This window comes from Mesorhizobium sp. WSM4850 (genome assembly GCF_055811735.1).
Genome location: NZ_JBVVPV010000002.1, coordinates 342,093 through 366,562, shown reverse-complemented (window position 1 = coordinate 366,562; position 24,470 = coordinate 342,093). Strand labels below are relative to the sequence as shown.

Here is a 24,470-nt window from a genome sequence, read left to right as displayed (position 1 = left end):
CGTTCAGGCGCCTTCAACAATGACGAAGTGACCGGTCGAGGCGGCAAGCCTGTACTTCAATGCCTCCCGGTATTCAGGCGATTCGTAGCATTCTATCGCCTTGTCGTAGGACTCGAACTCGACCAGGACGTGGCGGTTGCCTGTCGGCCCTTCCGGGTTCGCATAACGCCCCGCCCGCACGGGAAACTTCGCGCCATATTTCGCAAAAGCCGCCGCGTTCGCCTCGATATACTGCTTGTAGCCCTCGGGATCGCGGACATCGACCATCGCCATCCAGTAGCCTTTCTTGCTCATTTTCTTAGGGCCTCCAGCGCAGGAAATTGGTGATCAGCGCCAGGCCAAGCGCCTGGCTCTTTTCGGGATGAAACTGCGTGCCGGCGAGATTGTCGCTGATAACAGCAGCTGTAACCGGACCACCATAGTCGGCAATCGCCAGCACCTCGTCCGGCTTCTGCGCGTCGAGATGGTAGGAATGAACGAAATAGGCGTGCAGCCCCTTGCTGCCGGTCGGAATGCCGGAAAACAGCGGATGCTTGCGCGTGAGCTCGATCGTGTTCCAGCCGATCTGCGGGATTTTTAGCGCAGGATCGGCCGGAGTGATCTCCTTGACGTCGCCGGCGATCCAGCCAAAGCCTTTTGTGACAGTCTTTTCCAGGCCCCGCTCCGACATCAGCTGCATGCCGACGCAGATGCCGAGGAACGGCCGCGCCTTGACGATCGCGACCTCCTCGACCGCCTCCCACATGCCGGCCACAGCGCGCAGCCCGGCCGCGCAATCGGCATAGGCGCCGACGCCGGGCAGGACGATGCGGTCGGCGGTTCTGACACGCTCGGCATCGGCGGTCAGGTCGATGGCGGCGGCGATGCCGGCTTCGTGCGCAGCGCGCTCGAAGGCCTTGGTGGCCGAGCGCAGGTTGCCCGAGCCGTAATCGATGATCGCGACCCGCATGTCAGGGTTTTCCCGGCGTGTGCGTCAGTCCGAGCACCATTCCCGTCTGTGCCGGCCGGGCATGGGCGGCGTCCGGAACGATGCGCGGCACTGGCGCTGGCTCATCCGCATGCGCTTCGGCTTCCAGCACATAGCGCGTATCGGCATCGTCGAGCCTGTCGGCCTCGACGACGCCCCATTCGTGCCAGCCACGACGGCGCAGTGCGGCGATCCGCAAGGCCTGCCCTTCCAGCCCGACATAGAGCGATACCAGCAGCGACAGCAGCGGGCCGGCCAGCCCAAGGCTCAGCCCTTCGGCAAGCATCGAAAGCAGAGCCATGGCGACAAACGCCAGTGCTGCCTCGATCCACAACCGGTGCCAGAGCAGCCATAGCGGCGGCACGAGGAAGCCAAGCCAGGAAAACCCATCACGGACAAAGGCCGTTGTGTCAGGCTTTTCGCCGCGGCCCGGCGGTTCCATCACGACATAGACAGCCATGGCCTATCCCTTCAGAGATCCCTTGGTGGAAGGAACCGCGTCAGGCTGGCGCGGGTCGCTTTCAAGCGCGAAACGCAGCGCACGCGCCACCGCCTTGAAGCAGGTCTCGGCGATGTGGTGATTGTTGGCGCCGTAGTGGTTGGTGACATGCAGCGTGATGCCGGCATTTTGCGCCAGGGCCTGGAAGAATTCGCGCACCAGTTCGGTGTCGAACGTGCCGATCTTCGGCGACGAGAACACAACGTTCCAGACAAGGGAAGGACGGCCGGAAACGTCGATCGCCGCGCGCGTCAGCGTCTCGTCCATGGCTAGATCGATCGAGGCATAGCGCATGATGCCGCGCCGCTCGCCTAGTGCCTTGGCCAGCGCCTGACCGAGCGCGATGCCGGTGTCCTCGACAGTGTGGTGATCGTCTATGTGGAGGTCGCCCTTGGCCTTGACCGTCATGTCGATCAGCGAATGGCGCGACAGCTGGTCCAGCATGTGATCGAAGAAGCCGACGCCCGTCGAAATATCGGATTTTCCCGAGCCGTCGACCTGGACCGATACGGAGATGTCGGTTTCCCTGGTCTTGCGGCTTGCGTGGGCGGAACGGGGCGGCATGTTCATCCTTGTCCAGAGTTCAGGCGTTCCAAGCGTCCACACGCTTGAAAGCGTCCACATGCTTGAAAACGAGAGCCTTCTAGCAGCATGATCCGGTGATTGCCAGTTGCCGTGCCAAGCAGTATCGAGCCTGGCCGATGACCGGTTGGCAATCGTCGGACCTATGCATACATAGGGTCGATCAAGTCACTCGTAATGCGCCAATCGCCTTGTCGGGACCGGTGCTGATCGGAGCAGAGATGTCGAACGAACTGACCATGCACGCCACGACGATCCTGACCGTGCGCAGGGGCGGCAAGGTGGTTATCGCCGGTGATGGCCAGGTCAGCCTTGGCCAGACGATCATGAAAGGCAACGCCAAGAAGGTGCGCCGAATCGGCAAAAGCGGCAATGTCATTGCCGGTTTCGCCGGCGCCACCGCTGACGCCTTCACGCTTCTGGAGCGGCTGGAGGCCAAGCTCGAACAATATCCTGAGCAATTGACGCGGGCCTGCGTCGAACTCGCTAAGGACTGGCGCACCGACCGCTATCTGCGCCGGCTGGAAGCGATGATGCTGGTTGCCGACAAGTCGGTCTCGCTGGCGCTGACCGGCACCGGCGACGTGCTCGAACCCGAACATGGCGTCATGGCGATCGGCTCGGGCGGCAATTATGCGCTGGCCGCGGCGCGCGCGCTGATGGACACCGACAAGGATGCCGAAGAAATCGCCCGCAAGGCGATGCAGATCGCATCCGACATTTGCGTCTACACCAACAACAATTTTGTCATCGAAATCCTCGATGCCGGCTGAGCCGGCCGCTGGCCATGATCCCGAAAAGTGGAAACCGGTTTTTGCTTCGCTGACCTTCGGTTCGCATGAGATCATGGCCAAACAAGAAAATAGATATGATTTTCGACCGGTGACGGAGGCGGACCTGCCGATGATCGCGGCATGGCTGGCCGAGCCGCATGTCGCCGAGTGGTGGGACGATCCCGAGACGGAGATCGCCCAGATCCGTGAGCACATCGACAGCATTTCCGTCGAGCCGCTGATCATCGAGCTCGACGGCGAGCCGATCGGCTACATGCAGAGCTACGATCCGCATCTGGAGGACGGCCACCCCTACAGCGACCAGCCTTTCGGCACGCTCGGCATCGATCTGTCGATCGGCAGGCCCGAGCTTGTCGGACGCGGCCACGGCTCGGCAATTGTCCGGCAGTTCGTGGAACAGCTGTTCGAGGAAGGGGCACCGCGTGTCATCGTCGACCCGGATCCATCCAACGGACGAGCGATCCGTGCCTATCAAAAGGCCGGGTTCAGAGCTATCGATCGCAGGCAATCGGAACATGGCGACGCCGTGCTGATGGCAATTGACGCCGAAGCGGGCGACGCGGAAGAGGGCGGCGCCCAAGAGGGCAATATCGAATAGGGTAACGCCGAATAAGGCGCCGAAGAGGGGCAGTAACAGCATGAGTACAAGCGGCGCCGACAAGACCGTCTCGGCCTATGAAGACAGCTGGCGGATGGGACTTCTGCTCGTCCTCGGCCTGATTATATTCCAGGCTGGAGCCCTTTACGGCATGGGCCGAACGCCGATCTGCGAATGCGGCTATGTCAAGCTGTGGCACGGCATCGTGCAGAGCTCGGAGAATTCCCAGCATATCTCCGACTGGTACACATTCTCGCACCTCATCCACGGCTTCCTGTTCTACGCGCTGGCGTGGGCTCTGTTCCCGCGCTCGCCGATCGGGCTCAGGCTGGCATTTGCCGTCGTCATCGAGGGCGGCTGGGAGCTTCTCGAGAACAGCCCGTTGATCATCGAGCGCTACCGCGCCGGCACGATCTCGCTCGACTATTACGGCGACAGCATCATCAATTCGGTGGCGGACACGCTGGCGATGGTGCTGGGATTTGTGATGGCGCGCAGGCTTCCTATATGGGTGATCGTAACCCTCGCTCTCATCTTCGAATTCGGTGTCGGCTACATCATCAGGGACAATCTGACACTCAACGTGATCATGCTGCTGCATCCGTTCGAGTCCATCCGGCAGTGGCAAAGTGGAATTTAGCGATATGACCACATTCTCGCCCCGCGAAATCGTTTCGGAACTCGATCGCTTCATCATCGGCCAGAAGGACGCCAAGCGCGCCGTGGCCATCGCCTTGCGCAACCGCTGGCGCCGCCAGCAGCTCGAAGGCCAGATGCGTGAAGAGGTGATGCCGAAGAACATCCTGATGATCGGCCCAACCGGCGTCGGCAAGACCGAGATATCGCGCCGCCTGGCGCGCCTTGCCGGTGCGCCGTTCGTCAAGGTCGAGGCGACCAAGTTCACCGAGGTCGGCTATGTCGGCCGCGACGTCGAGCAGATCATCCGCGACCTGGTCGAGATCGCCATCGGCCTGGTGCGCGAGAAGATGCGCGAGGACGTCAAGGCGCGCGCCCATATCAATGCCGAGGAACGCGTGCTGGAGGCGCTCGTCGGCAAGACGGCGAGCCCGGCGACGCGCGACAGTTTCCGCAAAAAGCTGCGCGACGGCGAGCTCGACGACAAGGAGATCGAGATCGAAGTGAGCGATACCGGCACCGGCGGCATGCCCGGCTTCGAGATCCCCGGCATGCCGGGCGCCAATATCGGCGTGTTGAACATCAACGACATGCTGTCGAAAGCGATGGGCGGCCAGAAGACCAAGACCCGCAAGACGACGGTGAAGGAATCCTACGCGGTGCTGGTCGGCGACGAGTCCGACAAGCTGCTCGACCAGGACGAGGTGGTGCGAAGGGCGCTCGAATCGACCGAAAACGACGGCATCGTCTTCCTCGACGAGATCGACAAGATCGCCTCGCGCGAAGGCGGCATGGGCGCCGGTGTTTCCCGCGAAGGCGTGCAGCGCGACCTGCTGCCGCTTGTCGAAGGCACCACGGTCGCGACCAAATACGGACCGGTGAAGACGGATCACATCCTGTTCATCGCATCGGGCGCGTTCCACGTTGCCAAGCCATCCGACCTGCTGCCCGAACTGCAGGGCCGTCTGCCGATCCGCGTCGAGCTGCGTGCGCTGGAGAAGGACGATTTCGTCCGCATCCTGACCGAGACCGAGGCCAGCCTGATCAAGCAGTACATCGCGCTGATGAAGACCGAGGGCGTCGATCTCGTCTTCACCGACGACGCCATCGATTCACTGGCCGGCATCGCCGTCGATCTCAACGCCAGCGTCGAGAACATCGGCGCCAGGCGACTGCAGACGGTGATGGAGCGGGTGCTGGACGAGATCTCCTATGACGCGCCGGACCGCCACGGCACGTCGGTGACAGTCGACGCCGCCTATGTGGAGAAGCATGTCGGCGATCTGTCGAGAAACACGGATCTGTCGCGATTCATCCTGTAGCAGGCGATCGATCCGCAAGAGTCGGACCGGCGGAGCCGGCACGTGTGGCCAAATGGAAGCATCTGGCCAGCTTTTGTCTTGCCGGGCGACGGGGCTCTCGACTCCCGTTGCAGCTTTACCTAGTTTGCCGGCAACACCAGCGCCGCGCAGCTTTTTGGATGCGCAAAGGACGCTGTACAGTTGGTTCTGCGCATGACCCCCGAAAATCGGTTCCGAGGGTCATGCGTTGTTGCAGGCGGCGGCGCATGAAAAAAACGATCCTCGTCACTCTCGGGCTGACGCTGGCGACAGCCATGTTCGCCGCCGAAGCGGCGACGATGGTGCCGCCGGGCAACAGTCATGTCGAGCAGCCCAACATACCGGGCGCCTCAAGCCGGCGCACCCAGGCCACCAACACCACCTTCCAGTCGAAATACCGCAAGGTCTATGCGCTGCTGCAGCACGACGCCGGTCTTCGCGGCAAGATCGAGCAGGCAGCAGCGACCTATGGCATCGATCCTATGCATATCGTCGGCGCCATCGTCGGCGAGCACACCTACAATGTCGACGCCTACGACCGGCTGCAGACCTACTACGTCAAGGCGATCTCCTATCTGTCGAGCAAGCTGTCCTTCGCCTACGAAGGCGAGGACATCACCGATTTCGTGCAACGGCCGCAATTCCAGGAATGCGTCGGCAAATCGGATAGTTACGAGCTCTGGGAATGCCGCGAGCAGGTGTGGAACCTTTCCTTTCGCGGCAAGACTGTCGGCGGTGAGAGCTTCCCCGACGACCGCTTCGGCGCGACTTTTTTCCAGCCCTATTATGCCGGCCAGACTTTTGGCCTGGGCCAGCTCAATCCGCTGACCGCCTTGCAGATGAGCGATCTCGTGCACCAGGTGTCCGGCCTGCCGAAGCTCGACGTCGGCGATCCGAACGCGGTCTACAAGACCATCATGGATCCGGACCTGACCTTGGACTATGTCGCGGCGACGATCCGGAAATCGATCGATGCCTATCAGAGCATTGCCGGCTTCGACATATCGGGCAATCCCGGCATCACATCGACGCTCTACAATGTCGGCAATCCTGAGCAGCGCGCCCATGCGCTGAAGGCCGAAAACGACAGGCGCCGCGCCGCGGGCGAACCGGAGAAGCTGCCTGAGGAAAATTACTATGGCTGGCTGGTCAACGACAAACTGCCGGAGCTCAACGCGCTGTTTTAGTGGGTGTTGAGATCTGGCGTTCGAGCTGAAATCGAAGTCGCCTCTTCGGCGTTTGCGCTGCCCCTCATCGCCCTGCCGGGCACGTCTCCCCGTATAGCGACGGGGAGAAGGACGCCTTCGCAAAGGATTTCGCCAATCGCCCAGGGTTGCAGAAAGAACGCCAGGGTCGCGGCCAGCTTCTTTCTCCCCGTTTACGGGGAGAAATGCCCGGCAGGGCAATGAGGGGCGGCGCCTGCTTTCGACAATCGGCACGCACCGGGCTCACGCCGCCAGCAGCGACTTCAGCTTGATCGTTTGCGAACCGAGCGCCTCAGGCGCCGGCTTGGCCCTTCTTGCGATCAGCATCTCGGCCAGCTTGATGTCGCGGGCGACAGAATTGCCCGGACCGATTCCGCTCGCCGCGACCAGCCTGCCGTCTTGCGCCAGGTGAAACAGGATGAAGGCGCCGTCGTCGAGGTCGCGGCGCACGACCTTGCTGCCCTCGTCCGACAGCCCAGATATCTGCAAGGTCAGGCCGTACTGATCCGACCAGAACCATGGCACAGCCGAGTGGGCCTCACGGGCGCCAAGCATGTTGCTGGCCGCAATCGCGCCCTGCTCCTGCGCGTTGCGCCAGGCCTCCAGCCGCACGCGCCGGCCGCCATAGACGGCAAGCGGAAACGAGCAGCAATCGCCGGCGGCAAAGATATCCGGATCGCTGGTGCGAAGCTCGGCACCGACGGCTATGCCGTTGTCGATCGTCAGGCCCGCTTCTGCGGCAAGTCCGGTCACCGGCACAGCGCCGATGCCGATCACCGCCAGGTCGGCGACGATGTCCTGCCCGCCGGCAAGCGCGATGCTCACCTCGGCGCCGTCATCGGCAATCGCGGCGATTGCGTCGCCGCACAGGATTTTGACGCCTTCGGCTTCATGCGCCTCGTGGACGATCTTGGCGATCTCGGCCGGCACGCCGCGCATCAGGATGCGCGGCTGCGCCTCGATGACGGTGACAACTGCCCCCAGTCTGCGTGCTGCGGCGGCGAGCTCAAGACCTATGAAGCCGCCGCCAACGATGGCGATGCGGTTTCCGGCGCGGAGATGGGCTCGAATTGCCAGCGCGTCGTTGAAGGTCCGGAGATAGGCACAACGCGGCCCGAGGCCCGGCATTGGCAGTCTGCGCGGCAGGGAACCGGTCGCCAGCAGCAATTTGTCGTATGGCAGCGCCGAGCCGTCCGACAGGCGCACGACATGAGCAGCGCGGTCGATCGCCACCGCCTGAACCGAATGGATATGCCTTATCGATCTCTCGGCCAGGATCTCATCGCTGGCGATCGCCTTGATCACGGGCGCATCGCCTGCCATTGCGTCCTTCGACAGCGGCGGCCGCTCATAGGGCAGATGCGGCTCGTCGCCGACCAGCGTCACCGGGCCATCATAGCCGAGATCGCGCAGCGCCAGGGCAGCCCGCCCGCCGCATTCGCCGGCGCCGATGATGAGCATTCCTTTCGCCATCACCGTCACCCGATCTGAATGAGGATTTTGCCGGCGTCGAGTTTGACCGGATAGGTCTTGAGATTGACGCAGACCGGCGCGCCCCTGGCTGCACCGGTCTTGTAGTTGAAGCGGCCATTGTGCTTCGGGCATTCGATGATGTCGTCCATCACCAACCCGTCGGCCAGATGCACCTTCTCATGCGTGCAAAGGCCGTCCGTCGCGAAATATTCGTCGTCGGGACTGCGATAGATGGCGAAGGTGCGGCCATCATGGTCGAACCGCATCACGTCCTCTTCGTCGATGTCATCGGCACCACAGGCCTCGACCCAGTCGCTCATTGGTCCTCCCGGCAGAATTTTGCTTGATCAACATGCCCCGGCACAGGCGCGCGTATCATTCGGCTGCTGCCGCGACAGCATCGTTATCGTTGTGGAATTCCTCGCGATAAGGCTTGGCAGTCGGCGGCAGTTCGCGCTTGAGAAAATAGTCTTCATTGCGCAGCTGGCGCAGGAAGGCAGGCACCATCTCGCGATAGCCGGCCAGGATCGATGGCGTCGGCGCCGGCAGGTCGTGCTTGATCATCTCATGCAGCCTCGGCAGCGCGTGGTAGGGCACCATCGGGAACATGTGGTGTTCGACATGGTAGTTCATGTTCCAGTAGATGAAGCGGCTGATCGGGTTCATGTGGACCGTGCGGCTGTTGAGGCGGTGGTCGATGACGTTTTCGGCGAGGCCGCCATGCTGCAGCAGGCCGGTCATGACATGGTGCCAGGCGCCGTAAAGCCTGGGCAGACCGACCAGCATCAAGGGAAGGAACGAGCCGCTATAAAGCGCCAGCGCGAATGTCGCGGCATAGATCGCGGTCCAGATGCGGGCAATGCGGATCGCCTTTGGCTGCTCCTGCTCGGGAATGAAGGTCTTTTCCGCCGGGCTGATGATGCCGGCCGCATTGCGCACCATGTCGGTCATGGCATGCCAGGCATCGACAATGCCGAAGAAATTGAGCACGACGCGCAACAGGTCCGGCGGGCGCATCACCGCGATCTCCGGATCGCGGCCGACGATGATCGTGTCAGTGTGATGCCGCGTATGGCTCCAGCGCCAGGTCACCGGGTTGCGCATGATCATGAAGCAGGCGATCTGATAGACCGCATCATTCATCCACTGCGTCCTGAAGGCGGTGCCGTGGCCGCATTCGTGCCAGCGTGAATCAGTGGAAGAGCCGTAGAGCACGCCATAGACGAAGAAGAACGGCACGCACCACAATGTGCCCCAGAACCAGGCGCCGCCGGCGCCGCTCACGACCAGGGCGGAGAGCCAGATGATGGTGTCGCGGATCGCCGGCCCATCGGAGCGCTGCATCAGCTCCTTCATCTGCTTGCGGGGCACGTCGGTATGATACCATTCGGCCGCCGCCAGGCCGGTCTCGACGGCGCGTTTCGCGTCGCGGCCGAGCAGGCTGTAGTCTCGCCGGGACGGCATTGCGGATAGTGTCGCTTCCATTGAGGCTGCCTCCGTCGGCATCCGTCGGAACGGGTGCCTCTGCCACAGGTGCTTATGCCCTAAAATAACGCCAAGCCGTGATATGCTCAACATCATGAAGATAGTTTCTATCATTTCCCATCAGAATGATGTATAGCCTATGCTAGGCAATCAGGCAGGAAGCGTATGGCAAAACGGCCGACCATCACCGATCTGGCGCGTATTTCGGGGGTCAGCGTCGCCACCGTCGATCGGGTGCTGAACAATCGCCTGCCGGTGCGCGAGGAAACCGCGCGCCGCGTCTATGAGGCCGCCACCAGCATCGGCTACCACGCCGCCGGGCTGATCAAGCAGCGGATGCGCCAGGAACTGCCGGAATACCGGCTCGGCTTTCTGCTGCTGAGGGGCAATGATGTTTTCTACAGCGATTTCGCCCGCGAGATCGAACTGGCTGTTTCGCAATCGCAGCGCTTCCGCGGCGTCGCAACCATCGATTTCGCCAGTTCGCTGGCCCCCGACGAGATCGCCGCGCAGATGCGCAAGCTGGCGGCGAAATCCAGGGCAGTCGCCCTTGTCGGTCCGGACCATCCGACGCTGACGGCAGCCGTCGAGACCCTGAAGGCGAGGGGGCAACCCGTCTTCTCCCTGCTATCCGACTTTGCAGCCGGCATCCGCGAGGGCTATGTCGGCCTCGACAACCGCAAGGTCGGTCGTACCGCGGCATGGATGATCGCCAGAGCGGCGAGAAAGCCCGGCAAGGTCGCCCTTTTCGTCGGCAGCCATCGCTTCCATGGCCATGAGCTGCGCGAGATCGGCTTCAGATCGTTTTTCCGCGAGCATGCGCCGGAATTCACGGTGATGGAGACGCTGGTCAACCTGGAAGCCAACCAGGTGACCCATGATGCAATGATCGATCTTCTGGCGCGGTACCCGGATCTGGCCGGCTGCTATGTCGCTGGCGGCGGCATGGAAGGCGCGGTTTCTGCGCTAAGGGCGGCCAGGCCGGCAAACATGCCAGTGGTCGTCTGCAACGAGATCAACGCCGAATCGCGCGCGGCGCTCGCCGACAACATCCTGACCATGGTGATTTCGACGCCGCTGGCAGCACTATGCCGCGAACTTGTCGGGCTGATGGTGCATGCCATCGAGGCAGGCGCCGCCAATGCGCCGGGCCAGACCTTCCTGCCCTTCGACATCTATCTGCCGGAAAACATCTAGGCTCGGGCAGAAGATCTGGGCTCAGCCAAGACATCCTGTTTAGATCGGGGCGTCGGCAGTGATGTGAACCATCAGCTTGATGGATTCTTGCAGAAGGTTTGCCGGCCCTCAGCCGCGTTGTCCGAAAAAACCGGCAGCCGCTTTCGGAATCTCCTTGACGCACGCCAGTAGAATGGAATAAATATTTCACCAACTAGGTATTTTGGTTCTTTCGTTCCGGAGCATCTGTTTCAACGGAGGGCTTGGCGTTCCAGCCAACGCGGAAATCGCCATCGGAAACGGAGAAGCAATCGGGAGAGATTCCCCGGGAGATCGGGGATTCCGGGTAGATCGGTGCAGCCGGACACCAATTCTGTGGAGGAGAGATAGAATGAAAAAGCTGCTGTTGGGCGCCGCATTCCTGGCGCTGATGAGCTCGTCCGCCCTCGCTGCCAAAATCGGCGTGTCGATGGCGCTGTTCGACGACAATTTTCTCACCGTGCTGCGCAACGGCATGATTGAGCAGGCCAAAGGCATGGAAGGCGTCGAACTGCAGGTCGAGGACGCGCAGAACGACGTCGCCAAGCAACTCGACCAGATCAAGAACTTCGTCGCCTCGGGCGTCGACGCGATTGTCGTCAATCCAGTCGACACCTCGGCCACCCAGGCAATGTCGGATGCCGCCGCTGCGGCCAACGTTCCGCTGGTCTATGTCAACCGCGAGCCGGTCAATGTCGACACGCTGCCGGACAACCAGGCTTTCGTTGCCTCGAACGAGGTTGAGTCAGGCACTCTCGAGACCCAGGAAGTCTGCCGGCTGTTCAAGGAAGCCGGCAAGACCGAGGCCAATGTCTATGTGATCATGGGCGAACTGTCGAACCAGGCCGCGGTGCAGCGCACCAAGGACATCGACGATGTGATCGCCACTCCCGAATGCAGCTTCATCAAGATCATCGACAAGCAGACGTCGAACTGGAAACGCGAGGAAGCACAGAACCTGATGACCAACTGGCTGTCGACCGGCGCGCCGTTCGATGGCGTGATCGCCAACAATGACGAGAGCGCCATCGGCGCCATCCAGGCCATGAAAGCTGCCAACATCGACATGAAGTCGGTTGTTGTCGGCGGCGTGGACGCCACCCAGGACGCGCTTGCCGCGATGCAGGCGGGCGATCTCGACGTCACCGTGTTCCAGGACGCGGCCGGCCAAGGCGCCGGGGCGCTGGACGCGGCGCTCAAGCTTTCCAAGGGCGAGGCGGTCGAGCAGAAGGTCTACATCCCCTTCCAGCTGGTCACGCCGGCAAACATCGACAAGTTCCTGCAGAAGAATTGAGCAGAGGAGCGTTCTCGATAGGAGCGGCGCGGCAGAGGATCGGACCGGTTTTTGGAAATCCGACGCTTTAAGAACAAAAAGCAGCGCCGCTCCCTCTTTTCCCTCATCGCCGAAACAAGCGGCGGGAGGGCGACTGCAGCTGATGGAGGAAGCAAAAGTTGACACAGACAACCCATGGCGTCGGTGGACTGAGCTATGATGCGAAAAAGCGGACATGGCCTGCCGAATTCAACGTTTTCCTGGCGCTCATCATCCTGGTCGGCGCCTTCGAGCTGATAGGCCGCGTCTTTCTTGGCGACAGCTTCCTGTTCAACACCCGCCCCAATGTCGATACGATCTTCAACGAGGCGCGCCTGCAGATCATCATCCTGCAGGTGTCGATCGTCGGCATCATCGCCATTGGCGTGACGCAGGTGATCATTTCCGGCGGCATCGACCTTTCCTCTGGTTCGATCGTCGGCGCCACGGCGATGATCGCCATGAGTTTCGCCCAGGTGGCGACGGTCAACGGCAACCCTAATCCCAAGGCGGTGTTCCTCGCGCAAGGCTGGACCGACCTGCCGGTGATCGTGCCGGTGCTGGTCGCGATCGGCTGCGGCCTGCTGGCGGGCCTGGTCAACGGCTCGTTGATCGCCTACACGCGCATTCCGCCGTTCATCGCCACGCTCGGCATGATGGTCACGGCGCGCGGCATCGCCAAATGGTGGTCCAAGGGGCAGCCGATCTCGTTTCCCACCGAAAGTTTCGCCGCCATCGGCAAGGGGCTAATGCCGGTCATCATCTTCATATCGCTGGCGATTCTGTTCCAGCTGATCCTGTCATACACCAGGTACGGCAAGCACTGTTATGCCATCGGCTCCAACGAGGACGCCGCCCGCATGTCCGGCATAAATGTCCAGAACCACAAGATCCTCGTCTTTGTCATTGCCGGCATCCTCGCCTCGCTCGCCGCCGTGGTGCTGAGCTCCAAGAACCTCACCGCTCAGGCCGGCATGGGCGTGATGTACGAACTGGACGCGATCGCCATGGCGGTCATCGGCGGCGTCTCGCTGTCGGGCGGCCGCGGCTCGATCATCGGAACGGTGATCGGTGCGCTGATCTTCGGTGTCATCATCTCCGGCTTCACCTTCCTGCGCCTCGACGCCTACTACCAGGAGATGGTCAAGGGCGTGATCATCATCGGCGCAGTCGTTCTCGACCAGTGGCGCCAGCGCCTGCGGGCAATGAGGGCTTGATCATGTCAGACATCGTCCTGAAGACCGAAAACCTGACCAAATACTATGGCGGCGTGCATGCGCTCGAAAGCGCGAATTTCGAACTGCGCAAGGGCGAGCATGTCGCCATCATGGGTGACAACGGCGCCGGCAAATCGACCTTCGTGCGCCAGATCACCGCCGTCGAGCAGCGCACCAGCGGCAAGGTCTGGTTCGACGGCAAGGAAGTGAACTTCGCCGGCCCGATCGCGGCGCGCGAGGCGGGCATCGAAACGGTGTTCCAGAACCTGGCGCTTGCCGACGATCTCGACGTGCCGTCGAACCTGTTTCTCGGCCGCGAGAAGGTGCTTTTCAATCTCGGGCCTTTCTCGATTCTCGATCGCAAGTTCATGCGCAAGGCGACCGAGGCAGCGTTGATCCGCACGGCGGTCAAGATTCCCAACCTTTCCAACACCATCCGACACATGTCGGGCGGCCAGCGTCAGTGCGTGGCGATCGCCAGAACCGCTACCTTTGCGTCCAAGCTCATCATCATGGACGAGCCGACGGCAGCACTTGGTGTGCAGGAGACGATGCAGGTCGAAAACATCATCCGCACGCTGAAAGCCAATGGCGAGCCGCTGATCCTGATCAGCCACAACATGCGCCAGGTGTTCGACCTCGTCGACCGCATCGTCGTCTTCCGGCGCGGCCGCATCGTCGCCAATCTGCGCAAGCAGGACACCGACGGCAACGACATCGTCTCATACATCACCGGCGCCAAGACCGGGGAGGCCGAACTTGCGGCCTAGGGCGGATGCCGGCGCGGTCATCGACCCGTCGCCGATCTGCCGCGATAAGAAAATCTACTGCGCCTCGCGCTGAACGGTGCAGGAAAGACGTAATTCCATTTTCGAACAATCCTCAAAGGAAATTCCCATGCCTCTCCGCTTCGCTCTTCTCGGTGCCGGCCGCATCGGCAAGGTCCACGCCCGCGCCGTCGGTTCCAATCCGCAGGCCAGGCTGGTCGCAGTTGCCGATGCCTTCGAGAAGGCGGCGACCGATCTGGCGTCGGCCTATGGCGCGGAAGTGCGCAGCATCGACGCCATCGAAAAAGCCGGGGATATCGATGCGGTCATTATCTGCACGCCGACCGACACCCATGCCGATCTGATCGAGCGGTTCGCCAAGGCCGGCAAGGCGATCTTCTGTGAGAAGCCGATCGACCTCGACGCCGGCCGAGTGGAAGAATGCCTGGCCGTGGTCGACAAGGCCGGCGCCACTTTGATGGTCGGCTTCAACCGCCGCTTCGATCCGCATTTCGCCGCCGTGCGCAAGGCGATCGACGACGGCGCCATCGGCACGGTCGAGATGGTGACCATCACCTCGCGCGATCCCGGCCCGCCGCCGCTCGACTACATCGGCCGCTCGGGCGGCATCTTCCGCGACATGACCATCCATGATTTCGACATGGCGCGCTTCCTGCTCGGCGAGGAGCCGGTGGCGGTCAGCGCCCACGCCTCGGTGCTGGTCGACAAAAAGATCGGCGAGGCCGGCGACTTCGACAGCGTCAGCGTCATCCTCGAAACCGCCTCCGGCAAGCAGTGCATCATCTCCAATTCGCGACGCGCCACCTATGGCTACGACCAGCGCATCGAGGTGCATGGCTCGAAAGGCATGGTTGCGGCCGAGAACCAGCGGCCGGTGTCGATCGAGCTGGCCAATGAAAAGGGCTATACGCGCCCGCCGCTGCACGACTTCTTCATGACCCGCTACCTCGACGCCTATGCCAACGAGATCGCCGCCTTCATCGCGGCGGCGACGTCGGGCAACAAGGCGGCGCCGAGCGGTGGGGACGGGCTCGTCGCGCTGCGGCTGGCGGACGCGGCGCTGAAATCGGCGACGGAAGGCAAGACCGTCCGCCTCGACAAGACAGTCTGACCATCAAGCACAGGAGCAAGGCGATGAACGGTTCCGCCGGTCGAAATTCACAAACACGCGCCATCGTCACCGGCGGCGCGCAAGGCATCGGCTTCGCCGTCGCCGAGGCGCTGGCCGACGAGGGCTGCCGCGCCCTGGCGCTGGTCGGCCGTTCCAGGGAGAAGGGCGATAAGGCGGTCGCCGCACTTGCGAAAGACGGCGTCGAGGCCATTTTCATCAGCGCCGACGTCTCGGTGGTGGCCGATTGCAAGCGGGTCGTCGAAACCGCGATCGCTCATTTCGGCACCGTCAATGCGCTGGTCAACGCCGCCGCCACCTCGGCCCGCGGCTCACTGGTTGAGACCTCCGAGGATCTTTTTGACCAGATCTTCCAGACCAATGTGCGCGGCCCCTTCTTCCTGATGCAGGGTGTGGTGGCGCATCTGCTCGACCGCAAGGCGCTTGGCTCGATCGTCAACGTGCTTTCGATGTCGGCGCATTGCGGCCAGTCGTTCCTGGCGCCCTACTCGTCGAGCAAGGGCGCACTGGCGACGCTGACCAAGAATGTCGCCAATGCCTATCGCAGCAATCGCATCCGCTGCAACGCCGTGCTGCCCGGCTGGATGGATACCGAGGGCGAGGCGATCGTGCAGAAGAAATGGCACGACGCGCCGGACGACTGGCTGGAAAAGGCCGAGGCAGCGCAGCCGATGGGCCAGTTGGTGAAGCCGGCGCAGCTTGCCCGGCTGATCAGCTATATGATCAGCTCGCAGTCCGGCGTCATGACCGGCTCGCTGGTCGACTACGACCAAACCATTGCAGGGTCTTCGCCGGAATAGCGTCATCTGAGTAGCGTCATCTGAACGTGACAAGCACCCTGGCTTCGGCTATAGGGCTGGCATGATCCACCTGACCGCCTCGTTCTGGTACTTTAGCTACGGCAGCTCGCTGGCGGCGGGAGGATTGCGCTCGATCTGAAGATTGCAGCAACAACATCCGAACAGCCGCCAGACCTGGCGGCTTTTTTGTTTCAGCCGGCAGGTCTCCCAACCAGGAGCAGAAAGCCGTGTTGACCACCACAGATGATCTTCGGGTTAAGGAAATCCGAGAGCTGAGTACGCCGGACGACGTGATGCGGGAGATACCGCGCACGCTGACGGCGACGCGCACCGTTGCTGCGTCACGCAACGCTATCCATGCCGTGCTGACCGGCGCCGACGATCGGCTGGTCGTCGTCGTCGGCCCCTGTTCGATCCACGACCCGATCGCTGCCGTCGACTATGCCAGCCGGCTGGTGGCGCTGCGCGAGAGCCTGTCGGACCGGCTGGAGATCGTGATGCGCGTGTATTTCGAGAAACCGCGCACGACCGTCGGCTGGAAGGGCCTGATCAACGATCCCGACCTCGACGGCAGCTTCAACATCGACAAAGGCCTGCGGATGGCCCGCAACGTGCTCTCCGCGGTCAACAATCTTGGCCTTCCGGCGGCGACCGAATTCCTCGACATGGCCACCCCGCAATACATTGCCGACCTCGTCGCCTGGGGCGCTATCGGCGCGCGCACGACGGAGAGCCAGATCCATCGCGAACTCGCATCCGGCCTGTCCTGCCCGGTCGGCTTCAAGAACGGCACCGACGGCAATTTGCGGATCGCCGCCGAGGCGGTGAAGTCCGCCGCCCAGCCGCATCATTTCATGGCGGTGACGAAGGGCGGGCGCAGCGCCATCGCGACGACCACCGGCAATGAGGACTGCCACGTCATCCTTCGCGGCGGCATTCAGCCCAATTATGACGCGGCAAGCGTCGTCGCCGCCAGTGCGGAACTCGCCCGGATCGGTGTCGCGCCACGGTTGATGATCGATGTCAGCCACGCCAACAGCAACAAGAAGCCCGAGAACCAGCCGAAGGTCGCCGCCGACGTGGCGGGCCAGGTCGCGGCAGGCGACGAGCGCATCATCGGCGTCATGATCGAGAGCAATCTCGTCGCCGGCCGGCAGGAAGTCACGCCCGGCAAGCCGCTCATCTATGGCAAGAGCATCACCGATGGCTGCATCGACTGGGCGACCACCGAGACGGTGCTGTACGGCCTTGCCGACGCCGTCGAGCAGCGCCGATCGGCGCGACGCGCCCTGGTCGCCAGCCGTCCAGGCGCCGCTTGAGACAGCTGACGCCGTTGGCCGCGAAAGCGCGGCCGGCGGCCGGCTGGAAGCAGCCTCTACCGCACCGCCACCCAGCGCTGTTCCTCGAACGAGCGCGCCATGGCATGCACCGTGCGCTCGATCTCAAGGCCTTCGTCAAAATCGATGATCCGCGCCGGCTTGCCGGCCAGCCGCATCAAAAGCTCGCGGCATTCGATGATCTTGAGGTCGTTGAAGCCGAGGCCGTGGCCGGGCGCCGGCAGGAAGGCGTCGTAGGGCTTGTGGTGCGGCGCCACCAGGATGGTGCGATAGCCTTGCTCGGTCGGGCGGTCGGCTGTCAGGTAAAGCTGGAACTCGTTCATCTGCTCCTGGTCGTACAGGATCGAGCCCTTCGAGCCGAAGATCTGAATGGCGATCCGGCCCTTGCGGCCCCAGGCCGAACGGTTGACCAGCAGCGTGCCGGCAATGCCGTTTTCGAGATGCATCAGCACGCTGGCGATGTCGTAGGTCTCGACCGCGCGACGCCCGCCTGATGCGACGCGGCGATCGGCATAGGGTTTTGCCATGTCGCACATGACGCGGGCGACGCGGCCGAACAGCACCGAGACCAGCGACAGCGGATGCACGGCGAAATCGTCGAGGGCGCCGTAACCGGACGCCGCCTCGTGCTTCCAGAAGAACAGCGCCTCCGGGTCGGCCATGAAATCCTCGTCCATCTCGATGCGCAGATGATTGACTTCACCGATGATCTTTTCGTCGAGCAGCGCACCGATATGGCGGATGACCGGATTCTGGATGTAGTTGTAGCCGAGCGCGGCCACCTTGCCGGACTTTTTGGCCGCGGCCGCCATGGCTTGCGCCTCGGAAAAACTCGGCGCCATCGGTTTTTCGCACCACAGATGCTTGCCGGCTTCGAGGATGGCGATGGCCATCTCCGGGTGGAACTGGTTCGGCGTGGTCAGCGAGACGATATCGACGTCCGGGTCATCGACGACGGCGCGCCAGTCGCCGGAGCCCTTGGCGAAGCCGAACTCGGCTGCCCGGCGCTTGGCAAGGTCGTCATCGACCTCGCCGAGATGGACCAGCCTTGGCTTGGCCACGTCGGGAAAGACGGTGCCGACCGCGTTCCAGGCAATGGAATGGCACTTGCCCATGAACCCCGTGCCGATAAGACCGACTCCGACCATTTCCTTGTCTCCGCTGCCAGAAAGGTTGTGTGGATGAATTAGTCCATTTTTTCCAGAAATGGAACGCATGGCTCATTTTTTATGGCCTTCTTGCACAGGCTCGCTATGATGGGGCATCACACGGCATCGACTGATGGACCTGGGCGGAGCGACTATGGACGAACGGGTGCCCCGCGATTTCGAGACGCTGCGTACGACGATCCTGGAACGGCGCCTGAGCCTGCCCAAGCGCATCGCGCAGATCGCCGCCTATGCGCTCGACAATCCCGACGATATTGCCTTCGGCACAGCCGCCAGCATCGCCGCCTCCGCCGGCGTCCAGCCTTCGACCTTGATCCGCTTCGCCCAGCAGCTCGGCTTCGACGGCTTCACCAGCCTGCAACTGGTGTTTCGTGAGCGCCTGCGCGAGCGCAATTCGTCTTATGATGAAAGACTGGCGGCATTGCGCGCCAAGGCCGAGGAAGGCGCCGGTCACCGGGCGATTTTCGACGGCTTCGTCGCCGCGGCGAGCACCTCGCTCAACGATATTTCAGGCAGGTTGAACGAAGACCATTTCGAAGCTGCCATCGCCTTGCTGGCGAAGGCGGAGACGATTTATGTGCTGGCCAAGCGCCGCTCCTATCCGGTCGCCTCCTACATCGCCTATGCGCTGGGCAAGCTCAAGATCCGCAACCAGCTGATCGAATCAGCCGCCGGCCTCAACGCCGAGATGATCAGCTTTGCCTCGCCCAGGGATGCCGTCATCGCCATCAGTTTCTCGCCTTATGCCCCGGCGACCATTGAGGAGGCGCGCGTCATCTCGGAGCAAGGCGTTCCGATCGTAGCGATCACCGACAGTTCCTTTTCCCCGCTCGCCCAGTTCGCCAGAGTCTGGTTCGAGGTCGCCGAGGCCGATTTCGCCGGCTTCCGCTCGCTGTCGGCGACGATGGCGCTGGCCATGGCGCTGACCGTTGCGGTCGGCGAAAAGCGGCGCGACACCGGCGGGAAGCACAAGGCCTGACAGGCTACTTTTCGGCAAAGGAACGCGCGTTCCATATTGACTATCGATTGGAATTATTATTTCATATTGCCGGCGCCACGCTGCCGCTCGCGCGTGTTACCCAAACAATGTGTTACCAAGACAACAAGGCTGATGGGAGGTTCGAATGAGCGAAGCCGTGGACGCGAAACATGCGCCGCTCGACGTCATCACCATCGGCCGCGCCTCGGTCGATCTTTATGGCCAGCAGATCGGCTCGCGCCTGGAGGACATCACCTCCTTTGCCAAGTCGGTCGGCGGCTGTCCGGCCAACATTTCGGTCGGCACGGCGAGGCTCGGCCTGCGCTCGGCGCTGCTCACCCGCGTCGGCGACGAGCAGATGGGCCGCTTCATCCGCGAGCAGTTGACGCGCGAAGGGGTTTCGGTTGACGGCCTCAGGACCGATCCGGACCGGCTGACCGCGCTGGTGCTGCTGTCGGTCGAGGACGAGGGCGTGTCGCCGATGATCTTCTATCGCACCGACTGCGCCGACATGGCGCTTTCGGAAGACGACATCGATGAGACGTTCATCGCTTCGGCACGCGCGATCGTCGTCACCGGCACGCATTTTTCGCGGCCCAACAGCGACGCCGCGCAGCGCAAGGCGATCCGTGCCATCAAGGCCACGGGCGGCAAAGTGGTGTTCGACATCGACTACCGCCCTAATCTGTGGGGCCTTGCAGGCCATGCCGAAGGCTTCGAGCGCTATGTGAAATCCGACCGGGTCTCCGCCCAGCTGAAGACAGTGCTGCCCGACTGCGACCTGATCGTCGGCACCGAAGAAGAGATCATGATCGCCTCCGGTGCCGATGATTGCCTGAGCGCGTTGAAGACGATCCGCTCGCTATCCAAGGCCACGATCGTCTTGAAGCGCGGCGCCATGGGCTGCATCGTCTATGACGGGCCGATCAGCGACGACCTCGAGGACGGGATCGTTGGCAAGGGCTTTCCGATCGAGGTCTACAATGTGCTCGGCGCCGGCGATGCCTTCATGTCGGGTTTTTTGCGCGGCTGGCTCGGCGGCGAGAGCCTGGAGACGGCAGCGACCTGGGCCAACGCCTGCGGCGCCTTCGCCGTGTCGCGGCTGCTCTGTGCGCCGGAATATCCGACCTTCGAGGAATTGCAGTTCTTCCTGAAGAACGGCAGCAGGCAGCTGGCGCTGCGCAAGGACGAGGCGATCAACCATATCCATTGGGCGACGACGCGCCGGCGCGACATTCCATCGCTGATGGCGCTGGCCTGCGATCACCGTATCCAGCTCGACGATGTCGCCGCGAAGGCAGGCGCCGACCCGTCGCGCATCCATGATTTCAAGGTGCTGACGGTCAAGGCGGCGGCAAAGGTTGCCGCCGGCCGCGCTGGCTACGGCATGCTGCTCGACGAAAAATACGGCCGCGAGGCGATGTTCGAATTCGCCCGCCATTCCTTCGCCTGGCTCGGCCGGCCGGTCGAACTGCCGGGATCGCGGCCACTTCGTTTCGAATTCTCGCAGGATATCGGCTCGCAACTGATCGAGTGGCCGGTCGACCATTGCATCAAGTGCCTGTGCTTCTACCACCCCGACGACCCGGAGGCGCTGAAGACCGAGCAGCAGCAGAAGCTCAAAAGCCTGTTCGAGGCCGCGCGGAAAGTAGGCAGAGAACTTCTCATCGAGATCATCGCCGGCAAGCACGGCGAACTCGACGACACGACGATCCCGCGGGCGCTGCAGGAACTCTATGCGCTTGATATCAAGCCCGACTGGTGGAAGCTTGAACCGCAGGCCTCAGCCGGGGCCTGGGTGAAGATCGAAGCGGTGATCCTGAAGAACGATCCGTGGTGCCGCGGGGTTGTGCTGCTCGGCCTCGAAGCGCCACAGGACGAACTGGAAGTGGCCTTTGCCGCCACCGCCAAGGCACCGATCGTCAAGGGCTTCGCCGTCGGTCGCACCATCTTCATCAACGCGGCCGAACAATGGCTTGCCGGCAAGATGTCGGACGAGGAGGCGGTGGCCGACATGGCGTCGCGCTTCGAGGGGCTGACCGAGGCATGGCTTGCCGCGCGCGGCCGCAAAGCAGCATAAGAAGGCGCGGCACAAGGACTGCGGAGGAAAACAACATGACCAAGACAATACGCCTGACGATGGCGCAGGCGCTGACCCGCTTTCTCGGCTGCCAGATGACCGAGATCGACGGCAGGAAAATGCCGATCTTCGGCGGCGTCTGGGCGATCTTCGGCCACGGCAATGTCGCCGGCATCGGCGAGGCGCTTTATCAGGTGCGCGACGAATTGCCGACTTTTCGCGCCCACAACGAACAGGCCATGGCGCATGCGGCGATCGCCTATGCCAAGGCCAATTTCCGCCGCCGGTTCATGGCGGCGACCAGTTCGATCGGCCCCGGCGCGCTCAACATGGTGACGGCGGCGGCACTTGCGCATGTAAACCGGTTGCCCGTCCTGTTTCTCCCCGGCGACGTCTTCGCCAATCGTATCCCCGATCCCGTGCTGCAGCAGGCAGAGGATTTCTCCGACGGTACCGCGACGGTCAATGACTGCTTCCGGCCGGTGTCGCGCTATTTCGACCGCATCACCCGGCCCGAGCAGATCATCCCGGCGCTCAACCGTGCCATGCAGGTGCTGACCGATCCGGCCGAATGCGGACCGGTGACTTTGGCGCTCTGCCAGGACGTGCAGGCCGAGGCCTTTGATTACCCCGAGAGCTTCTTTGCCGAACGGGTCTGGCATCAGCGCCGGCCGCGTCCGGACCGTGGGGAATTGGCGGCCGCCGTGGCGGCGCTGAAGGCGGCAACAAAGCCCTTGGTGATTGCCGGCGGCGGCGTGCTTTATTCGCAGGCTTCCGGCGAACTGGCGAAGCTGGCGCAAGGCGCCGGCATCCCGGTCTGCGAGACGCAGGGCGGCAAATCCTCGCTGCCGGACGATCATCCGCTCAACATGGCGGCGGTCGGCGTCACCGGCACTTTGGCGGCCAACCGGCTGGCTGAAGAAGCCGATGTCGTGCTTGCCGTCGGCACCAGGCTGCAGGATTTCACCACCGGCTCGTGGGCGCTGTTCAAGAATTCCGGCAAGACCGTCATCGGGCTGAACGTCCAGCCTTTTGACGCGGGCAAGCACCAGGCGTTGCCGCTGGTCGCCGATGCGGCGGAAGGGCTGGCCGAACTCGGCGCGGCGCTGAATGGCTGGCAGGCGCCGGCTGCCTGGACCGATAATGCGGCCAGCGGGAAGAAAGAATGGCAGGCCGAAGCCGGCAAGGTGACGGCCTCGACCAATGCCGCCTACCCGTCGGACGCGCAGGTGATCGGCGCCGTGCAGCGCGCCATGGGCTCCGACGTGATATTGCTTCATGCCGCCGGCGGCCTGCCCGGCGAATTGCACAAGCTCTGGCAGGCGGGCGCGCCCGGCTCCTACCACGCCGAATACGGCTTCTCGACCATGGGCTACGAGATCGCTGGCGGGCTCGGCGTCAAGATGGCGAAGCCCGACGAAGAGGTCGTCGTCATGATCGGCGACGGCTCCTATCTGATGCTCAATTCCGAGATCGCAACCTCGGTCATGCTCGGCCTCAAGCTGACCATCGTGCTGCTCGACAACAGGGGCTACGGCTGCATCAACCGGCTGCAGATGGCAACCGGCGGCGCCAACTTCAACAATCTGCTGAAGGACGCCCGCCACGAGATTTTGCCCGACATCGACTTCGCGGCGCATGCGGCAAGCCTCGGCGCCATCGCCGAGAAGGTTTCGTCGATCGCCGGGTTGGAAACGGCGCTGGCAAAGGCGAAAGGCGATAGCAAGACGACGGTACTGGTCATCGACACCGATCCACTGGTGTCTACCGATGTCGGCGGCCATTGGTGGGACGTCGCCGTGCCGGAAGTTTCTTCGCGGCCGCAGGTCAACGCCGCACGCAAAGCCTATGAAGAAAAGCGGCGGATGCAGAGTGTTGGTGATTGATGTCGGCGAATGAAAATTGAACGAACTGACATTGGAGTGACGACTTGAAAGCCAAACTGGGCATGTCCCCCATTGCATGGTGGAACGACGATCTTGCGGAACTCAGCGATGATGTGTCGCTGGAGGAATGCTTGGCGCAGTCGCGATCGGCGGGCTTCACCGGCATGGAAATGGGCCGCCGTTTTCCCAGTGATCCGAAAATCATGCTGCCGATCCTGAAGGAGGCCGACGTGACGCTCTGCGGCGGCTGGTTCTCCGGTACGCTGGTCGACGACGACATGGCCAGGAATAAGGATCGCATCCAACCGATGATCGATCTGTTCAAGGCGGTGAACGCGCCCTGCATCGTCTATGGCGAGGTCGGCCGCTCCATCCAGGGTGACCGCTCAAAGCCGCTCGCCACCAAGCCGAGGCTTTCGGACGACGAGATGAAAGCCTATGCGAGGCGTCTCACCCAGTTCGGCGAATGGTGCGCCGAGCAGGGCATGCCGCTCTCCTACCACCATCATATGGCGGCGGTCGTCGAGACCGAGCCGGAGCTCGACGCCTTCATGCGCTATTCGGGAGAAGGCATTCCACTGCTGCTCGACGCCGGTCATCTGGCCTTTGCCGGCGGCGATGTGCTGCGCGCCATCGACAACCATCACCGGCGCATCAATCATGTCCATGTCAAGGACGTTCGCATGGACGTGATCGAAAAACTCGATCGCCAAAAGCAATCCTTCCTCGATGCCGTGGCGCTCGGCGCCTTCACGGTGCCGGGCGATGGCTCGCTGGATTTTGGTGCCATTGTGGAAAGGCTGGCGAACTACGGCTATGAAGGCTGGTTCGTGGTCGAGGCCGAGCAGGATCCCAAGAAGAATCCGCCGCTCAGGATGGCGCAAGTCGGCTACAAGGAATTGATGCGGGTGATGACAGCCGCCGGCTACACGGTTGAAACGCAGGGCTTCCCCAATGCTTGAGCGACTCTATTCCCGGC

General features: G+C 62.7%; 24 protein-coding genes. 16 read left to right on the top strand and 8 right to left on the bottom strand.

Going from position 1 to position 24,470, the window contains the following annotated elements:
• Positions 1-3: 3 nt before the first annotated feature.
• Genes AC0L2Z_RS04805 through hisB form a run of 4 tightly spaced genes read right to left on the bottom strand, consistent with a single transcriptional unit; the run spans position 4 to position 2,030 of the window.
• Positions 4-294: a DUF1330 domain-containing protein gene (locus AC0L2Z_RS04805; protein WP_023796919.1), complete on the bottom strand. Its 291-nt coding sequence runs from the start codon at positions 292-294 to the stop codon at positions 4-6.
• A 4-nt stretch (positions 295-298) separates the two neighbouring features.
• The gene (hisH, locus tag AC0L2Z_RS04800; RefSeq protein ID WP_023796920.1) at positions 299-949 is read right to left on the bottom strand and encodes an imidazole glycerol phosphate synthase subunit HisH; all 651 of its coding nucleotides are present in this window, start codon (positions 947-949) and stop codon (positions 299-301) included.
• Position 950: 1 nt separating this feature from the next.
• Complete coding sequence (locus tag AC0L2Z_RS04795) at positions 951-1,427, bottom strand: DUF2628 domain-containing protein (protein ID WP_287064047.1); 477 nt, start codon at positions 1,425-1,427, stop codon at positions 951-953.
• A 3-nt stretch (positions 1,428-1,430) separates the two neighbouring features.
• Positions 1,431-2,030: an imidazoleglycerol-phosphate dehydratase HisB gene (gene hisB / locus AC0L2Z_RS04790; protein WP_473626896.1), complete on the bottom strand. Its 600-nt coding sequence runs from the start codon at positions 2,028-2,030 to the stop codon at positions 1,431-1,433.
• Positions 2,031-2,269: 239 nt separating this feature from the next.
• Here hisB and hslV point away from each other — a divergent pair, with 239 nt between their 5' ends.
• The 5 genes from hslV to AC0L2Z_RS04765 all read left to right on the top strand — a co-directional run bounded on the left by hslV (position 2,270) and on the right by AC0L2Z_RS04765 (position 6,603).
• A complete protein-coding gene (hslV, locus tag AC0L2Z_RS04785) occupies positions 2,270-2,821 on the top strand; it encodes an ATP-dependent protease subunit HslV (RefSeq protein WP_023796923.1) in 552 nt (183 codons plus the stop codon).
• A gap of 73 nt (positions 2,822-2,894) precedes the next feature.
• Entirely contained in the window at positions 2,895-3,440 is a 546-nt protein-coding gene (locus AC0L2Z_RS04780; RefSeq protein ID WP_473627062.1) for a GNAT family N-acetyltransferase, read from the top strand.
• 40 nt (positions 3,441-3,480) lie between these two features.
• A complete protein-coding gene (locus AC0L2Z_RS04775; protein ID WP_023796925.1) occupies positions 3,481-4,080 on the top strand; it encodes a DUF2585 domain-containing protein in 600 nt (199 codons plus the stop codon).
• A gap of 4 nt (positions 4,081-4,084) precedes the next feature.
• Complete coding sequence (hslU, locus tag AC0L2Z_RS04770; protein ID WP_023796926.1) at positions 4,085-5,398, top strand: ATP-dependent protease ATPase subunit HslU; 1,314 nt, start codon at positions 4,085-4,087, stop codon at positions 5,396-5,398.
• A 245-nt stretch (positions 5,399-5,643) separates the two neighbouring features.
• Positions 5,644-6,603 (top strand): DUF1402 family protein, encoded by a 960-nt coding sequence (locus tag AC0L2Z_RS04765; RefSeq protein WP_023796927.1) that lies wholly within the window; start codon positions 5,644-5,646, stop codon positions 6,601-6,603.
• A gap of 261 nt (positions 6,604-6,864) precedes the next feature.
• Here AC0L2Z_RS04765 and AC0L2Z_RS04760 read toward each other — a convergent pair whose 3' ends face one another.
• From AC0L2Z_RS04760 to AC0L2Z_RS04750, 3 genes are read right to left on the bottom strand one after another with little or no spacing between them, the layout of a single operon-like run.
• A complete protein-coding gene (locus AC0L2Z_RS04760) occupies positions 6,865-8,094 on the bottom strand; it encodes an NAD(P)/FAD-dependent oxidoreductase (protein WP_473626895.1) in 1,230 nt (409 codons plus the stop codon).
• A gap of 5 nt (positions 8,095-8,099) precedes the next feature.
• A complete protein-coding gene (locus AC0L2Z_RS04755; RefSeq protein ID WP_473626894.1) occupies positions 8,100-8,414 on the bottom strand; it encodes a MocE family 2Fe-2S type ferredoxin in 315 nt (104 codons plus the stop codon).
• Positions 8,415-8,469: 55 nt separating this feature from the next.
• On the bottom strand, positions 8,470-9,579 hold the full coding sequence (locus AC0L2Z_RS04750) for a fatty acid desaturase family protein (protein WP_473626892.1): 1,110 nt from the start codon (positions 9,577-9,579) through the stop codon (positions 8,470-8,472).
• Positions 9,580-9,744: 165 nt separating this feature from the next.
• On the opposite strand from AC0L2Z_RS04750, the gene AC0L2Z_RS04745 reads away from it, so the two are divergent.
• The 7 genes from AC0L2Z_RS04745 (at position 9,745) to AC0L2Z_RS04715 (ending at position 17,359) form a co-directional block, all read left to right on the top strand.
• Positions 9,745-10,776, top strand: a complete 1,032-nt coding sequence (locus AC0L2Z_RS04745) for a LacI family DNA-binding transcriptional regulator (RefSeq protein WP_023796930.1) — start codon at positions 9,745-9,747, stop codon at positions 10,774-10,776.
• 370 nt (positions 10,777-11,146) lie between these two features.
• A complete protein-coding gene (locus tag AC0L2Z_RS04740; RefSeq protein WP_077374705.1) occupies positions 11,147-12,088 on the top strand; it encodes a sugar ABC transporter substrate-binding protein in 942 nt (313 codons plus the stop codon).
• 158 nt (positions 12,089-12,246) lie between these two features.
• Positions 12,247-13,323 (top strand): ABC transporter permease, encoded by a 1,077-nt coding sequence (locus AC0L2Z_RS04735; RefSeq protein WP_027152058.1) that lies wholly within the window; start codon positions 12,247-12,249, stop codon positions 13,321-13,323.
• A gap of 2 nt (positions 13,324-13,325) precedes the next feature.
• Positions 13,326-14,093: an ATP-binding cassette domain-containing protein gene (locus AC0L2Z_RS04730; RefSeq protein WP_023796933.1), complete on the top strand. Its 768-nt coding sequence runs from the start codon at positions 13,326-13,328 to the stop codon at positions 14,091-14,093.
• A 127-nt stretch (positions 14,094-14,220) separates the two neighbouring features.
• Positions 14,221-15,222: an inositol 2-dehydrogenase gene (gene iolG, locus AC0L2Z_RS04725; RefSeq protein ID WP_287246772.1), complete on the top strand. Its 1,002-nt coding sequence runs from the start codon at positions 14,221-14,223 to the stop codon at positions 15,220-15,222.
• 23 nt (positions 15,223-15,245) lie between these two features.
• Positions 15,246-16,040 carry an SDR family oxidoreductase gene (locus AC0L2Z_RS04720; RefSeq protein ID WP_023796934.1) on the top strand — a complete coding sequence of 265 codons (795 nt, stop codon included), beginning with the start codon at positions 15,246-15,248 and terminating at the stop codon, positions 16,038-16,040.
• A gap of 227 nt (positions 16,041-16,267) precedes the next feature.
• Positions 16,268-17,359 carry a 3-deoxy-7-phosphoheptulonate synthase gene (locus AC0L2Z_RS04715; protein ID WP_473626891.1) on the top strand — a complete coding sequence of 364 codons (1,092 nt, stop codon included), beginning with the start codon at positions 16,268-16,270 and terminating at the stop codon, positions 17,357-17,359.
• Positions 17,360-17,415: 56 nt separating this feature from the next.
• Here AC0L2Z_RS04715 and AC0L2Z_RS04710 read toward each other — a convergent pair whose 3' ends face one another.
• Positions 17,416-18,525, bottom strand: coding sequence for a Gfo/Idh/MocA family protein (locus AC0L2Z_RS04710; protein ID WP_023796936.1), 1,110 nt, complete (start codon positions 18,523-18,525; stop codon positions 17,416-17,418).
• 154 nt (positions 18,526-18,679) lie between these two features.
• Here AC0L2Z_RS04710 and AC0L2Z_RS04705 point away from each other — a divergent pair, with 154 nt between their 5' ends.
• The 4 genes from AC0L2Z_RS04705 (at position 18,680) to iolE (ending at position 24,453) form a co-directional block, all read left to right on the top strand.
• Positions 18,680-19,525 (top strand): MurR/RpiR family transcriptional regulator, encoded by an 846-nt coding sequence (locus tag AC0L2Z_RS04705; protein ID WP_473626890.1) that lies wholly within the window; start codon positions 18,680-18,682, stop codon positions 19,523-19,525.
• Positions 19,526-19,670: 145 nt separating this feature from the next.
• On the top strand, positions 19,671-21,605 hold the full coding sequence (locus AC0L2Z_RS04700) for a bifunctional 5-dehydro-2-deoxygluconokinase/5-dehydro-2-deoxyphosphogluconate aldolase (protein ID WP_023796938.1): 1,935 nt from the start codon (positions 19,671-19,673) through the stop codon (positions 21,603-21,605).
• A 35-nt stretch (positions 21,606-21,640) separates the two neighbouring features.
• Positions 21,641-23,491 carry a 3D-(3,5/4)-trihydroxycyclohexane-1,2-dione acylhydrolase (decyclizing) gene (iolD, locus tag AC0L2Z_RS04695; protein ID WP_473626887.1) on the top strand — a complete coding sequence of 617 codons (1,851 nt, stop codon included), beginning with the start codon at positions 21,641-21,643 and terminating at the stop codon, positions 23,489-23,491.
• Positions 23,492-23,535: 44 nt separating this feature from the next.
• Positions 23,536-24,453 (top strand): myo-inosose-2 dehydratase, encoded by a 918-nt coding sequence (gene iolE, locus AC0L2Z_RS04690; RefSeq protein WP_023796940.1) that lies wholly within the window; start codon positions 23,536-23,538, stop codon positions 24,451-24,453.
• Positions 24,454-24,470 lie beyond the last annotated feature (17 nt).